Origin of the sequence: Chryseobacterium sp. Leaf180, from assembly GCF_001424585.1 — a bacterium.
Lineage (GTDB): Bacteria > Bacteroidota > Bacteroidia > Flavobacteriales > Weeksellaceae > Chryseobacterium.
In genome coordinates this window covers 804,136-818,160 of record NZ_LMPJ01000001.1, presented here as the reverse complement: position 1 = coordinate 818,160, position 14,025 = coordinate 804,136, and the positions used below count along the sequence as shown (strand labels likewise).

The 14,025-nt window shown below is 39.2% G+C and carries 11 protein-coding genes; 8 read left to right on the top strand and 3 right to left on the bottom strand.

The annotated features are described in order from the left end of the window. A complete protein-coding gene (topA, locus tag ASG01_RS03755; protein WP_055860089.1) occupies positions 1-2,592 on the top strand; it encodes a type I DNA topoisomerase in 2,592 nt (863 codons plus the stop codon). Between the two features lie 326 nt (positions 2,593-2,918). Here the strand turns inward: topA and ASG01_RS03750 are convergent, their stop codons facing one another. Further along, positions 2,919-3,203 (bottom strand): hypothetical protein, encoded by a 285-nt coding sequence (locus ASG01_RS03750; RefSeq protein ID WP_131725316.1) that lies wholly within the window; start codon positions 3,201-3,203, stop codon positions 2,919-2,921. A 150-nt stretch (positions 3,204-3,353) separates the two neighbouring features. On the opposite strand from ASG01_RS03750, the gene ASG01_RS16365 reads away from it, so the two are divergent. Beyond that, positions 3,354-3,683 carry an SdpI family protein gene (locus ASG01_RS16365; RefSeq protein WP_055860083.1) on the top strand — a complete coding sequence of 110 codons (330 nt, stop codon included), beginning with the start codon at positions 3,354-3,356 and terminating at the stop codon, positions 3,681-3,683. Between the two features lie 296 nt (positions 3,684-3,979). Here ASG01_RS16365 and ASG01_RS03740 read toward each other — a convergent pair whose 3' ends face one another. Continuing rightward, positions 3,980-4,456: a hypothetical protein gene (locus ASG01_RS03740; protein ID WP_055860080.1), complete on the bottom strand. Its 477-nt coding sequence runs from the start codon at positions 4,454-4,456 to the stop codon at positions 3,980-3,982. Between the two features lie 199 nt (positions 4,457-4,655). On the opposite strand from ASG01_RS03740, the gene ASG01_RS03735 reads away from it, so the two are divergent. Continuing rightward, positions 4,656-5,804, top strand: coding sequence for an alpha/beta hydrolase (locus ASG01_RS03735; RefSeq protein WP_055860077.1), 1,149 nt, complete (start codon positions 4,656-4,658; stop codon positions 5,802-5,804). Between the two features lie 53 nt (positions 5,805-5,857). Here ASG01_RS03735 and ASG01_RS03730 read toward each other — a convergent pair whose 3' ends face one another. Then, entirely contained in the window at positions 5,858-6,973 is a 1,116-nt protein-coding gene (locus ASG01_RS03730) for a TlpA disulfide reductase family protein (RefSeq protein WP_055862146.1), read from the bottom strand. A 179-nt stretch (positions 6,974-7,152) separates the two neighbouring features. Here ASG01_RS03730 and ASG01_RS03725 point away from each other — a divergent pair, with 179 nt between their 5' ends. The 5 genes from ASG01_RS03725 to ASG01_RS03705 all read left to right on the top strand — a co-directional run bounded on the left by ASG01_RS03725 (position 7,153) and on the right by ASG01_RS03705 (position 13,827). Continuing rightward, positions 7,153-8,226 carry a formimidoylglutamase gene (locus ASG01_RS03725; protein WP_055862144.1) on the top strand — a complete coding sequence of 358 codons (1,074 nt, stop codon included), beginning with the start codon at positions 7,153-7,155 and terminating at the stop codon, positions 8,224-8,226. Next, positions 8,223-9,224, top strand: a complete 1,002-nt coding sequence (locus ASG01_RS03720; RefSeq protein WP_055860074.1) for a glycosyltransferase — start codon at positions 8,223-8,225, stop codon at positions 9,222-9,224. Before ASG01_RS03725 ends, ASG01_RS03720 begins: the two co-directional genes overlap by 4 nt. Before the next feature lie 97 nt (positions 9,225-9,321). Continuing rightward, the gene (locus ASG01_RS03715) at positions 9,322-10,452 is read left to right on the top strand and encodes a glycosyltransferase family 4 protein (RefSeq protein WP_055862142.1); all 1,131 of its coding nucleotides are present in this window, start codon (positions 9,322-9,324) and stop codon (positions 10,450-10,452) included. A 31-nt stretch (positions 10,453-10,483) separates the two neighbouring features. Next, on the top strand, positions 10,484-11,347 hold the full coding sequence (locus ASG01_RS03710) for a polysaccharide biosynthesis/export family protein (protein WP_055860071.1): 864 nt from the start codon (positions 10,484-10,486) through the stop codon (positions 11,345-11,347). Next, the gene (locus tag ASG01_RS03705) at positions 11,347-13,827 is read left to right on the top strand and encodes an exopolysaccharide transport family protein (protein WP_055860068.1); all 2,481 of its coding nucleotides are present in this window, start codon (positions 11,347-11,349) and stop codon (positions 13,825-13,827) included. The genes ASG01_RS03710 and ASG01_RS03705 overlap by 1 nt, the downstream gene beginning before the upstream one ends. Positions 13,828-14,025: the final 198 nt, after the last annotated feature.

Genomic DNA, 14,025 nt, shown 5'->3' with positions numbered 1-14,025 from the left:
ATGTCTAAAAATCTTGTAATCGTAGAATCTCCGGCAAAAGCTAAAACTATTCAGAAGTATTTGGGGAGTGATTTCGAGGTGAAATCAAGCTTCGGTCACATCCGTGATCTTCCAAAAAAAGGAATGGGGATAGATCTTGCCACCTTTAGTCCAGATTACGAAGTTTCTGCCGACAAAAAGAAATTGGTGACCGAGCTGAAAGCTTCTGTGAAAAAAGCAGATGTGGTATGGCTCGCGTCCGATGAAGACCGCGAAGGTGAGGCCATCGCGTGGCATCTTGCCGAAGAGCTTAAACTGAAACCTGAAAACAGAAAGCGTATTGTCTTCCATGAGATTACCAAAAATGCTATTCTTAAAGCCATAGAAAATCCGCGCGATATAGACCAGAATCTTGTAAATGCCCAGCAGGCGAGAAGGGTTTTAGACCGGATTGTAGGTTTTGAAATGTCTCCTGTTTTATGGAAAAAAGTAAAACCCGGATTGTCTGCCGGCCGTGTACAGTCGGTGGCGGTGCGTCTTGTGGTGGAACGGGAAAAAGAAATCCGTGAGTTTAAACCGAAAGCGAGTTTTAAGCTGGAAGGCATTTTTTTAAATAAATCAAAACAGGAAATCGCTGCAAAGCTTAAAAAAGATTTTGCTAAAGAAGACGAGGCAGAATCATTTTTAAATCTGGCAAAAACAGTCGATTTTAAGGTTTTAAATGTAGAAACAAAACCGGGAACAAGATCAGCGTCAGCACCTTTTACCACTTCTACACTTCAGCAGGAAGCCTCTTCCAGACTCGGATATAATGTAACCAATACGATGCGTCTGGCGCAGAGATTATATGAAGAAGGTCACATTACGTATATGAGAACCGACTCGGTGAATCTTTCTCAGGAAGCCATTGAAGGCGCAAAAAACCAGATTGTCTCAGAATACGGTGCAGAATATTCGGCACCGAGAAAATATACCACCAAATCTGCTTCTGCACAGGAAGCGCATGAGGCGATTCGCCCGACCGATTTTTCACTGAAAAGCGTCAGCGATGCACAGCTGAATAAACTGTATCAGTTAATTTACCGACGTACACTCGCTTCTCAGATGGCCAATGCCAAGATCGAAAAAACAGTAATCGAAATCGGAAATACCAAACTTCCGCAGCATTTTGAGGCACAGGGTGAAGTTATTATTTTCGACGGTTTTCTTCGGGCGTACGGCATCGTAAAAACGGATGAAGAAGATGATGAAACCAACGAAAAACTGCTTCCGAAAGTATCAGTCGGAGAAGATTTAGATTATAAAAAAATCATCGCCACAGAGAAATTTACGCGTCCGAGTGCACGGTATACAGAAGCCGGACTGGTAAAAAAACTTGAGGAACTCGGTATCGGAAGACCTTCGACGTATGCGCCGACGATTCAGACGATTCAAAACAGAGAATACGTCGACAAAAGAGAAATCGAGCCACAGACGAGAGAAGTGGTGAAAATTTCCCTTGAAAAAGATCAGCTTAAAAAAGAAATCCTCGAAGATAAATTCGGGGGTGACAAAAACAAATTCGTTCCTACCGACATTGGTGAGGTTGTGAACGACTTTTTAACGGACAACTTCAGCGAAATTCTCGATTTCGGGTTTACCGCAAGGGTAGAAGAAAGCTTTGATGAGATTGCCAACGGTGGACAGAAGTGGAAAACGATGATGACCGATTTCTACTCAAAATTCCACCCGAGAATTGAAGATGTTGAAGAAAATGCAGACCGTGCCAACGGAGAACGTCTGTTGGGTGTCGATCCTAAAACCGGAAAAAACGTCTATGCGAGAATCGGAAGATTTGGGCCGATGATTCAGATCGGGGAGCAGGACGATGAAGAGAAACCGGTTTTCGCTTCGCTGATGTCTCATCAGAACATCGCGACAATTCCTTTTGAAGAAGCTTTGGAACTCTTTAAACTGCCTTTCGAACTGAATGAAGTGGATGGTTTGGGCGTTTCTGTGGGCGTCGGAAGATTTGGTCCGTATGTAAAATGGGGCGAATCGTACGTCAGCATTCCGAAAGGTGAAAATCCGCTGGCGGTAGATCAGAAACGTGCTGAGGAAATCATTGCCGAAAAGAAACTGGCCGATGCACCAATCGCGTCCTACAAAGGCGAACCGATTACAAAAGGATCAGGAAGGTTTGGGCCGTTTATCAAGTACAAAAGCATTTTCATCAACGTGCCGAAGCGCTACGATTTTGAAAATCTTTCGCAAAACGACATCAACGAACTGGTGGAAGCCAAGCTGGAAAAAGAAGCCAACCGCTACATTCAGCAGTGGGAAGACGAGAAAATCTCGATTGAAAACGCCCGTTGGGGACCGATTTTAAAGCACGGAAAAAACATCTACAAGATCCCGAGAAAGAAAGACGAAACCAAATACGAAGCCGACGACCTGAAAGATGTTTCTCTTGATGAGGTGAAAAAGTGGATCACGGCGCAAGACCCGAAAGCTTTTGCTGAGAAGAAAAAACCGGCTGCCAAAAAAACTGCCGCTGCCAAGAAACCAGCTGCAAAAAAGACAACCACCACCGCGAAGAAAGCTCCGGCAAAAAAACCGGCCGCGAAGAAATAGGATAATTCTTATCAATAGAAAAGCACAGATTTTTGGTCTGTGTTTTTTTATGTATTAAAATAAAATACTTGTATTAATAATTTTTATAAATTATAAAGCAAAATCTTAAAAATACTGACTGATTTTAAAACATTATATCCCAATTGAAACACAGTGATATTGCAGATAAAATTGCGATGAAACTATTATATTCAGCGGCTGCAATTATTTATTTACAGAATTAGAATTACAGAGAAGAGAAAAACACTTGCAATGACTCTCGAATGATGCAATGTCTTTAAATGATATATTTTCATTGATTTGTAAGGCTAAAATTATCAAGTTAGTTAGTCATACCACCACTGCGTTTTTTTGTCTACAAAAATATTATTTTTATTGTAATAAACATCAAAAGATTTCCAGGCAAAATCTCCCCAGTTTGATTTTCCATCGCCTGCATATATTGAAATGTTGGTATCATGTGGCTGTACAGAAGATTCTATTTTAGTGCTGTATTTTAATGGTTTTCCCAATATGATCTCAACTTCTGACTTATTCATTCCTTTTTTTATTATTTCGAAATTTTCAGGCTTAAAATCTTCCGAAAACTTAGTGTCAATATAAGGTTTCATTGGAAAATAGCTTTCTAAATAAAGAAATGGAATTGCAAGATATAACATTAAAAAAATACCGGTCAACGGAAAAATAATGGTAATTATTTCTGTTAGTTTTCTCATGCTATTCATTGCTTAGTTATATTTACACATCCAAAAATAATCAAAATGCAAAACGCTTTAATTTTCACAGTCGGTTTTTTCCTTATAGCTTTGGTTTTTTATCTGTTTCCTCCAAAAAAGATAAATAGATTTTACGGCTTTCGCACATCTTTATCGATACAGAGCAATGAGCATTGGCATTTTGCAAATAAACTAGCTTCTGTTTTATTTTTGATATTTGCTGTTTTTAATTTTGTTCTTTACTTTGTTTTCACATATCTCAACCAAGACTTTAACGGGCTTATAAAACTGCTTATCATACTGGAAGCATTTGCAATTTACTTTTATGTAAATCATCGGCTTAAAAAATTTAAAAACGTAAATGAATCTCACTGAATGATTCGAAAGATTTTATATAAGCACTAATTTTTTCTAAAATTTTTTAAAGCTAATTAAAATTTAATCCCTATCTGGTAGATGATAATCCATTTTGCCTCGTCATCCACCCTATCTACCTCGATGTTGAGCCTTTTTGCCTGGATGTTGAGGCAATTTGCCTAGAATTCCACCCTTTTTGCCTGGAAATCCACCCTTTTTGCCTGGAAATCCACCCTAATTGCATCAAAAACCACCCTTTTTGGCTGGTTGTCGAGCCTAAAAGGGTGGTTTTGTTCAAAAACCGTGTGGTATTATTACGGTTTTGGAGTTTTCTTGCTGCTCTTTCGTGTAAACCGCTCGCTGAGGTCTTCATAAATGGGTTTTGCTGTGGCGATGCCTTTGCTTGCTGCCTCTTTTACCGAACCATAATAAAGTAGTGCTGCCGTAATTGCTTCACTTCCTGCCAGTGTCATCGTATCATTGATGTCGGAAGAAAGCTGTGTGGTGAGATTGTAAACGGGACTCAACCCAGAAACTACGGCTTCATCTTTCAGAAATTCCGGTTCATCCATATAATTGGGGACAAATTCCGAGTTGGTATCTATATAACTTTTTACTTTCTGTACAGTTGCTACCGTTTTGTCGCCCATTTTAAAAAGCGTTTCGCGCTCTTCAGCGGTGAGACCCTGAAGATACGGCGCCAGTAGTGTACGGATTTCCTGAAGTTTTTGTGTCACCTCTAAGATAACGGATTGAGGGATTTCTGCGCTGAATTGATTGTTGCTGCTCATGATTTGTGGTATTTTAAATTGTTAATCATCAAATGTAAAAAATATTTTAATACCACAATACGGTAAATTAAATATTTTTTGAGTGTATGAATATTAGCCGATTGATATGTTTCTATTGCAGATTTTAATGACAGTTATCAATTGGTCGACTTAAAATCTAAAGACTGTTTTCGGTCGTATGTTGTTTTAAACCTTTATTATGCTCCGATTTATCCTGATTATCCTACTTTTTATTCTATCGCTTGTTAATTTTTTCCCGGTTCCGAGCCATTATGTATGGTATGCAGGAATTGCCGTTCCGGAGTTTCCATGGATTTTTATGCTGGCTTCACTTGTGTTGTTTATCTGGAGCTGGTATTCTAAAAAATTCAGAATGGCTTCGCTGATTATTGGTGCGGTAACTTTCGTGATTCTCAGTTCACCGATTGTGCGCGCTTATAAAGTCGGAAGTCATCTTTCTGCAGACCTCGAAAAATCATTTGGAGTAAAAGATTCTGATATGAGAGGATTTCACAGGGAAAAGCCCTTCAGTTTTATAGGAATGTTTACAGGCAATGGAGCAGAAAAAATCCCTTTTACCACGTATCATTTTGCAAAGCCTGCCGGCGTAGATCTGACATTAAATTTTACGCCGTCGGCTCTTCCCGGTGTGCGTCCCTGTCTTATCGTCGTGCATGGTGGCTCCTGGAAGCAGGGAGACAACAGCGAGATTGCTGCAGTGAATAACTACTATGCAAATGCCGGATATCAGGTGGCGACGATTAATTACCGTCTGGCCCCCAAATTTCCGAGCCCGGCACAGCAGGAAGATCTGCATTCGGCTTTTAAATGGTTGCGGCAGCATTCTACGAAACTTAAAATTGACACCACCAATTTTGTGCTCATGGGAAGATCTGCCGGTGCATCTATTGTTCTGACGATGGCGTACACCGGAAACGAAAGCGGTGTAAAAGGCGTTGCTGCTTTTTATGGAGCGATCAATATGCCGTGGAGTTACCAAAATCCCGACAATCCGTTGATTATGGATTCCCGAAAAGTGCAGCGTGATTTTCTCGGAGGTACGCCGGAAGAAGTTCCCGAAAAGTACATCGCCGAATCGCCGCTTTTTCACATCACTCCAAAAACGACTCCCACATTGCTTGCCCATGGCTGTCTCGATGCGCACGTCTGGCATATACAGAGCGAAATGATGAAGAAAGAACTCGATAAAAAAGGGGTGAAAAACTATCTGCTCACCATCCCGTGGGGCACGCATGGTTTTGAATACAATCTGAACGGCCCTGGCGGACAGCTTGCGCTGTATGCGGGTGAACGATTCTTCTATTCGGTGACACAGATGAAAAGGTGAGGGACGCAGATGGTCAAACGTTCAGCAAATTATTTCTTTACCCGAAATTTTTATCAATTAATACTCTTTTTAATCTGATCTGCAAGGTCTTCGTAAAGACCATCAAACTTCTCAATAAGCTTTCCTTCCGGTGTGAAAAGAAATAAATTGGGCGTTCCCGAGATTTTATAGGTGGAGTAGGTTTCTCCAAGTCTTCCCTTTTTGTCCCAGATCATGATCCAGTCTGTTTGATGTTTTTTCTGCATTTTCTGCAGTCCTTTCAAATCATTATCAACATAAAAACTCACAATTTCGAGCTGGTCGCCTATGTCAGCTCTCAACTGATCTAAAACTGGAACTGCTGCCAGACAAAATCCGCAGTGCAGTGTAGTAAAATCCAGCAGCACATATTTTCCGTTGAAGAAATCTGAAAACGTATGTTTCTTATTATAGAGATCGTAAGCTGTGAAATCGAAATAGGCGTCGCCGGTTTTCAAATCTTTGTTGTTAAAGAATGCAATGATCGATTTTACTCTGGCGGTTTTCTTCATTTTCGGATTAATCTTTTTGATCAAATCAGAGACGAAAGTTCCTGGTAAAGTTGGCATCATCATTTGAAGCTTATCAAGACCATACTCTGTATTGATGTTTTGCGACAAAAACTTTCTTTCGAGATCAGCAATTTTTTTATCTGTCAAAGCGATTTTGCCTAAAGGCTCTTTCTGGCTCCAGTACTGTTTTTGCAGACTGTCATTCCACTTTCCGAGATCCCGCAGTTTATTTACCTCATTTTCATATTGTGTTCTCTGAAAATATAAATCCTTTACGAGCTGATAATTCTGATAGCGTACATTGTCATACTTCGAGCCTGATGTTTTTACATTCCATTTAAAATCGGCAATATCTGCATCTACAGTTATATTTTCGTTACCGATAAATAATGATGAATATTTAATTTCTTTTCCGCTGAAAATCTGCAGATAAACCGTAGACGGTGCGTTTGTAATCACACCTTTTAGCCTGAAATTTTCATTTTTAAGGAAGCAACTGTCAAGCACCACATTGTTTTGTGTGATTTTCACTAAAGCATTTTCTTTGAAACCCGAGAGTTTTCCGGATACTGTAAAGCTTTTTTGAGAATAGGCAGAGAGAATAGAAAGCAAACAAAAGAATGCAAAGATTTTTTTCATAAGGCGATGTTTGAGAAAGTTAGATAAATTTTCAATTCGAAGTGAAAAGTAAAGAAAAATCATGGTATTTGAAAGAATCTTTTATTCAAACTATGCAGAAACAATTTTCGGCAGTAAAGCAAACTGATGTCTCACTCAGAATATTTTTAATATTTTTGAAACCACTAAGAACCCTGAAGATGAATTTTGAAGATTTTATACTGTCGCCGCGCGATTTCAAAACCGAAACCTGGCAAATCGGTCACCGCATCCGGAAAGAAATTCGTGAAGACAGCATCGTATTGCTTTTCGTATCCGATTACCGCGGCGCTAGCGGCGATGCAGAAATGCATGATTTTACAGCAGTCCGCAGGGAGTTTTATAAACTTTCAAACCTCGATTTCGAGATTCCTGTGGTCGATCTCGGCGATCTGGTTTCGGGTAAATCGCTGGAAGATTCGCATTACGTGTTGCAGGAAGTGCTTGTGGCATGTCATCAGAAGCGCGCGATTCCTGTAATTATTGGTGGGTCGAATGATTTTGCTTTTTCGCTTTTCTCGGCGCTCAGCATCGATCATCAGAATATCAATTATACGCAGATCAGCAATGTGATCTCGCTGAAACAGAGCGAGAGAATGAATGAGGAAAGTTTTCTTACCAAAATACTCGGCTCAAAAAATTTCTCCGTCAAAAATTATCATCATCTCGGGTATCAGAAGCATCTGAACGAGATCGATTCTGTAAAACTCATTAAAGAAGTGGAGTTCGACATCATCCGTCTGGCCGAAATGATGAACTCGACTGAGAAAACCGAGCCTTACTTCCGGAAAGCGGATTTGGTAACCGTAAACTGCGATGCTGTAGAGAGTTTTGGCGAACCGTTTTCGGTAAATCCTCAGGTAAACGGTTTAAATAAAAGGGAAATCTGTGCTTACATGAAAGAGATCGGTCTGAGTGAAAATCTGAAATCGGTTGGTATTTTCAATTACAATATTTATTCTGAAAATCAGCTGAATCACCAGCTGCTCGCGCAGATGATCTGGTATCTTATCGAAGGTGTCAATATTCAGCATTCGCATCCGAAAGAGCGTCAGTATGAGCTTTTTTATGTGTTAATCGAAGACCGGCAGTACGCTTTCAAGCGCGATACTTTCAGCAATCTCTGGTATTTTGGTGACGATGATCATATTGAAAACTGCATTCCCTGTTCGCGCAGCGATTTTGATGAAGCCAAGAAAGGCTGGCTGAGTTCACGCTTTACCAAAGACGTATGAGCAGTTTTCCGGCAAAAATATCGGCGATTGTTCCGGTGTACAATGTAGAAAAATATCTTGCAAAGTGCCTGAATTCTCTTTTAAACCAAACCTGGCAAAACCTTGAAATCATTATTGTAGATGATGGCAGTACTGACCGTTCGGCTGATATCATTGATGAATATGTGATTCGTTTTCCCGATAAAATAAAAGCGCTTCAACAGAAAAACGGCGGACTCAGTGATGCGCGAAATGCAGGAATTGATGCTGCGACGGGCGATTTTATCGGTTTTGTAGACAGCGACGATTTTATTTCGGAAACGATGTTTGAAGAAATGATAGCGCTTGCCGAAAAGCATGATGCCGAAATGGTAATCTGTAATATTCAGAAGGTCGATGAAGCGGGAAATGTTGTACAGAAACTTCCTCAGATCCCGAATATGCCTGAGAAAATCATCCTGAAAAATCATTTTTCTGTCTTTTCAGATCTGAGTTATTTTGCCTGCAATAAGCTTTTCAGGAAAGAGCTTTTTGATAAAAAAAGGTTCAGAAAAGGAATGCATTTCGAGGATATAGAATTGATTCCGCAGCTTTTGCTTGAGTGTAAAACCGTCGCGCAGACACAAAATTATCATTATCAGTACTTCACACGTCCCGATTCCATCTCAAAAACACATTCTGAGAAAGGTCTGGATATGCTTCATGCTATAGAAAATGTAGAATCTGCTTTTTCAAAGTCAGTCTATTCTGAAAGAAAAAAAGAACTCAGAGATTTTCAGATTTTGGAGGGTGTGTACAGTTTTCTGGCGTATCTCGCTTTTGTGAAAGATGAAAAAATTTTTAAAAAAATGGATGCTGAATTGAAGAATTTTGTCTTTGAACGTAATATTAATATAAAAGATATATTATTATACCGTCGTTTTGGTAAAAATTATCTTTTATCTTTGCCCCTGAAAAAAAAGATCTACTATCTCCTTTATTTTGCAGAGCAAAAAAAGCTGATACGGAAGATTTTATAACACAAATGAAGAAAAATTGTCTCGGTAGAAAGTGCTCACTTCACTTTTACGGGTTCTGCGGAATTCAGACATCGGCACAAAACCTTTAATCTACGGGATGAAGAGTTTAGAATTGTTTATCAACCAGTTTGGAATCCATTTTTTTTATGTAAAAATGGCGTGTGGTTTTATCTTCTCTTTTCTCATCACTTTTTACTCGATTCCTACGATCAATAAAATTTCGCGACGAAAAAATCTGATGGATGAGCCGGGAAGCCGCAGTTCTCACCTTCGGAAAATCCCGAATCTTGGCGGAATTGCCATTTTTTATTCCATCGGAATCTGTACTTCTATTTTTGCCTACGAGCTTTTCGAACTGTATAAATTTCTTTTTGCATCACTTATAATCCTGCTGTACATCGGTGTAATGGATGATATTGTGGTGATGCGCGCTTATAAAAAGCTGGTGGCCCAGATTATTGTCTCAGCTTTAATTGTCATCGGGTCCGATATCAGAATCCGAAGTCTGTTCGGTCTTTTTGGGATTAATGAAATTAATTATTTTGTGAGTGTCGTTTTCTCGATTGTCACATTCATTATTTTAATCAATGCTTTCAATCTTATCGACGGAATAGATGGTTTGGCAGGCGGATATTCTCTGATCTGCAGTGCACTTTTTGGCATCAGTTATTACCGTTTAGGCGAATATAATTATCCGTTAGTCGTGCTTTCGGCGGTAATTATCGGCTCGGTGCTTGCGTTTTTGTACTATAATCTATCGCATTACCGTATGATAAAAGTTTTTATGGGCGATACTGGATCAATGCTTTTGGGCTTTTTGCTGGCGTTCACATGCATCTGTTTCATTGATATTTTCATTGATAAAAAACTCCCTGATGTACCGAGGTATCATCTTAAATCTGCGCCGGTGATTGCTGTAGCAATTTTAATTTTACCGATTATTGATACTTTAAACGTCATTCTCGTTCGTCTCTGGAATAAAAAATCACCCTTTGAAGCGGATAAAAATCACATACACCACAAACTTCTGCGCCTGAATCTTACGCACCGCAGATCGACTTTTTATATTATTTCGTATTACCTTTTGATTATCGCAGTCACTTATTTCCTGCGTCATATTAATGTAAACGTACTTCTGCTGGTGATCCTCATCATGGGATTCTTCGGCGCGTACCTTCCGGATTATATTTTCTGGCAGCGTAATAATAAATTAAAAACTAATAATTAAATTTTTATTTTTGCAAACCATATTAATAAAAATGATGAAACTCTCAAAATATATCTTCTTTTTTGCCTTTGTTTTTTTGCTTTCGGCCTGTATCGCGCCAAAAGACGTAAAATATATGCAGCCGAGCGAAAGCCTTGTAATCAATGAAGAAGGTTTGATTCCTTATAATATCCCGGTGTACCGAGTAACGAAAAATGATATTCTTAACCTGAATATTGTGACGACGCCAAAAGGAGATGCCGCACAGTTTTATTCATCAATCAATACTTCAGGCGGATCTGGCGGCGGTGCAGCAGTAAACCCGTTAGCAACCGGGGGAAGTTCTTCAGGCACAGTTGGTGGAAATGCGATTTTCTATTTCAATGGTTTAAAAATCGATACTAAAGGTGATATTAATGTCTTTGGAATTGGTTTTATTAAAGCGGAAGGAAGAACTTTAGAAGATATCAGCCAGGAAATTCAGAATAAAGTAAATGAAAATTTTCAGGAAGGAAAATCTGAAGTCCGTTTAAATACAGACGGAATTCGCTACACCGTTCTTGGCGATGTGGAAACGACGGGAATGACTGGTGAAAAAGTGGCTTACAAAAACACACTCACCCTTACCGAAGCGATCTCGATAAACGGCGGGTTAAACAGAACTATTGACCGGAAAAATATCGTGATTCACAGAAAATATCCCGAAGGAATAAAAGTGGCCAAAATCGATCTTACCCGCGAAGATGTGATGAATTCGCCTTACTTTTATGTACAGAACGGCGACGAAATTTTGCTTACTACCCGCGGAAGAAGCCTTAATGGTTTCGGTAAAGATCCTGTACAGACGATCATCAGCGGAGTTTCTGTGATTACTACAGCTTTGTCGATTTATCTACTTATCAAAAATCTTAACTAATGATTCCCGCAAAAGATACTGCCGACAAAAATGAAGCTCAGAAAGATAAATTCGGGTCTTTCGCTGTGTTTGATATCGAGCATTTTTTAAGAAGAATTCTCAGAAATTGGTATTGGTTTGTTCTGATGCTCACCATCGGTTATGCAGCGGCGTATGTTTACGGTAAATATTATGCGCAGAATATCTACTCTTCCAATCTTTCTCTGAGTGTTTCCAATAATACATCGAGTTATTTTACACCAAACCAGTCGATCAATTTCATTTGGGGACAGGGCGGAAATCAGGATGGAGTCTATTTGAAAAAGGTTTTGCTTTCGCGTACGCACAACGAATTTTTGGTGAAAGAGCTCAATCTTTTTACCAATTATCAGACGAAAGGCTTTGTAAAATCTACTTTTTTAGATAAAAATGATTCGCCGGTATTTTTAGAAATCGATAAAAAACATCTTCAGCAGGTTAATTATCCGATCACGATTGTGCCGAAAGGCAAAGACACCTACGAAATTGTTTTTCCGGAAGAAGGTCACACCACCAGTCTTTACTCTTTCGTCTACGAAGGTTATCAGAATGTGCCGAGTTATGCAAAACCTGCCAATAAAACAATCCGTCTGAATGAATGGTACAATGCACCGAATCTTAGATTCCGGTTGTTGCCAAATCCTGTAAAGCCGGATATTAAACTTGATAATATTATCGTAAGTCTTTACACTGTAAACCAAAGTGTAAACGATATTATATCATCGATCAACATTGATTTTGATAAAGAAATCAATTCGATCATGATTATCAGCAAAAAAGGTTTTAACCTGAATTCTACAGTGAATTTTCTGAATAAGTCTGTTGAAGAATTGCAGAAAAAGAGGTTCAACGATAAAATAACCGGTGACAAAAACACGGCAAAATATCTCCGCGAAAATCTTGCTGAGGTCCGTAAAAAACTCGACTCAAGCGCTAATTTCATCAATTATCTGAAAACCACAGAAAAGCTGTACGATATTAAAGACCGCGACGAGAAATCAATTTCGAAAATAAAAGATCTGGAAGCCAAAAAAGCCGATATCGTAAGCAAAATGAGCTCGCTGAGCAACATCAGAAACTCGGTGGAAACGCAGAATTTCGACAGAATGATTAATCCGTCTGCAGCAGGTTTTGAAGACGGAATGTTTTCTGCGTCTGTTTCAGAATTGAAAGCTTTATATCTGAAAAGAAGAGAACTGGCGTCGATTTATACGCCGAATTCTGAGCCGATGAAGGAAATCAACCGTCTCATCAATGATGCAAAAATGAATTCTACCGGTTCACTGCGAAATGTGTACACAGTTTACAGCAATCAGCTGAACAGAATCGATCAGGAAATTGCAGAATCAAATTCTGATCTTTTGACTTATCCTGAAAAACAGCGCCGATACCTCGATGCAGAAAGAGGTTATAATATGATTGAAGCAACCTACAACAGTTTGCTTGGGCGGCAGAATGAAAGCCAGATGCGAATGGCGACCAATCAGTCGGATATTACGGTGATCGATCCTGCGAAAAATCTAGGACAGGGACCAATCGGGCCGAATGTAAAAGGTACAAAAGCCGCGATCATGGGTGGAATGCTTTTGTTGCCGCTTGCTTTCATTTTAATCGGTGGTTTGCTTGATAATAAAATCAGAAATATCAAAGAGCTGCTTGCCGCGACAAGAATTCCGCTGCTGGGTGTGATCGGGAATAACAGTCACGAAAGTATGCGGACGGTTATTGACCAGCCAAAGTCTTCAGTTTCAGAGGCTTTCCGTGGAATACGCGCCAATATGCGTTTTCTGGCTAATGAGAATGACGGAAGCAAGGTAATTCTAGTGACGTCATCTGTGGGTGGAGAAGGTAAAACCTACGTCTCGATCAATTTATCTTCTGTTTTAGGTTTAAGTGACAAGAAAACTATTTTGCTGGGTATGGACTTAAGAAAGCCAAAGATTTTTGGTGATTTTAAAATTGATAATAAATACGGGATTTCAAATTATCTGACGGGTGAAGTAGCCATTGAGCAGATTATTAATAAAACGAATATCCCAAATCTTGATGTGGCGACTTCAGGACCGATTCCGCCAAATCCTTCAGAATTATTGATGAGCGAGAAGAACATCCGCTTCATTATGGAGCTGAAGAAGATTTACGATTTTATCATTATCGATTCACCGCCAGTTGGTCTTGTTGCCGATTCTTATGATCTGATGAAATATTCTGATGCTAACATATACGTCGTGCGTCATGAGTACACCGAAAAATACATGCTGAAAATGATTACCGAGAAGTATCACAACAACGAAATACAGCATCTTGGTCTAGTGTATAATGATTACAACACGAAGCAGGGCTACGGTTACGGTTATGGCTACGGATATGGTTACGGCTACTTCGATGAAGATAAAAACTACAAAGAGCCTTTAATCATCAGATTTAGAAATAAACTACGAAGTATTTTCAACAGTAAATAATCTTGCAGCCCTCATCTGATGAGGGTTTGCTGATTTTATGAAAGCCTGCCGCTGACGAAAAAAGAATAAAATCTGAAGTTTGCCGTTTACTTTATAACTAATTATGCTTTTTTGTTTATTTTTAACGAAGCATTAAGATTATCAGTAATATAAATTTGTTTTATATTTGCAAAAATTAAAATTTAAAATAACCATAAA

Bases quoted from the DNA above. Each gene is read 5' to 3' on its own strand.
- topA (WP_055860089.1), top strand. From the start codon at position 1: ATGTCTAAAAATCTTGTAATCGTAGAATCTCCGGCAAAAGCTAAAACT.
- ASG01_RS03750 (WP_131725316.1), bottom strand. From the start codon at position 3,203: ATGAAACCTTATATTGACACTAAGTTTTCGGAAGATTTTAAGCCTGAA.
- ASG01_RS16365 (WP_055860083.1), top strand. From the start codon at position 3,354: ATGCAAAACGCTTTAATTTTCACAGTCGGTTTTTTCCTTATAGCTTTG.
- ASG01_RS03740 (WP_055860080.1), bottom strand. From the start codon at position 4,456: ATGAGCAGCAACAATCAATTCAGCGCAGAAATCCCTCAATCCGTTATC.
- ASG01_RS03735 (WP_055860077.1), top strand. From the start codon at position 4,656: ATGCTCCGATTTATCCTGATTATCCTACTTTTTATTCTATCGCTTGTT.
- ASG01_RS03730 (WP_055862146.1), bottom strand. From the start codon at position 6,973: ATGAAAAAAATCTTTGCATTCTTTTGTTTGCTTTCTATTCTCTCTGCC.
- ASG01_RS03725 (WP_055862144.1), top strand. From the start codon at position 7,153: ATGAATTTTGAAGATTTTATACTGTCGCCGCGCGATTTCAAAACCGAA.
- ASG01_RS03720 (WP_055860074.1), top strand. From the start codon at position 8,223: ATGAGCAGTTTTCCGGCAAAAATATCGGCGATTGTTCCGGTGTACAAT.
- ASG01_RS03715 (WP_055862142.1), top strand. From the start codon at position 9,322: ATGAAGAGTTTAGAATTGTTTATCAACCAGTTTGGAATCCATTTTTTT.
- ASG01_RS03710 (WP_055860071.1), top strand. From the start codon at position 10,484: ATGATGAAACTCTCAAAATATATCTTCTTTTTTGCCTTTGTTTTTTTG.
- ASG01_RS03705 (WP_055860068.1), top strand. From the start codon at position 11,347: ATGATTCCCGCAAAAGATACTGCCGACAAAAATGAAGCTCAGAAAGAT.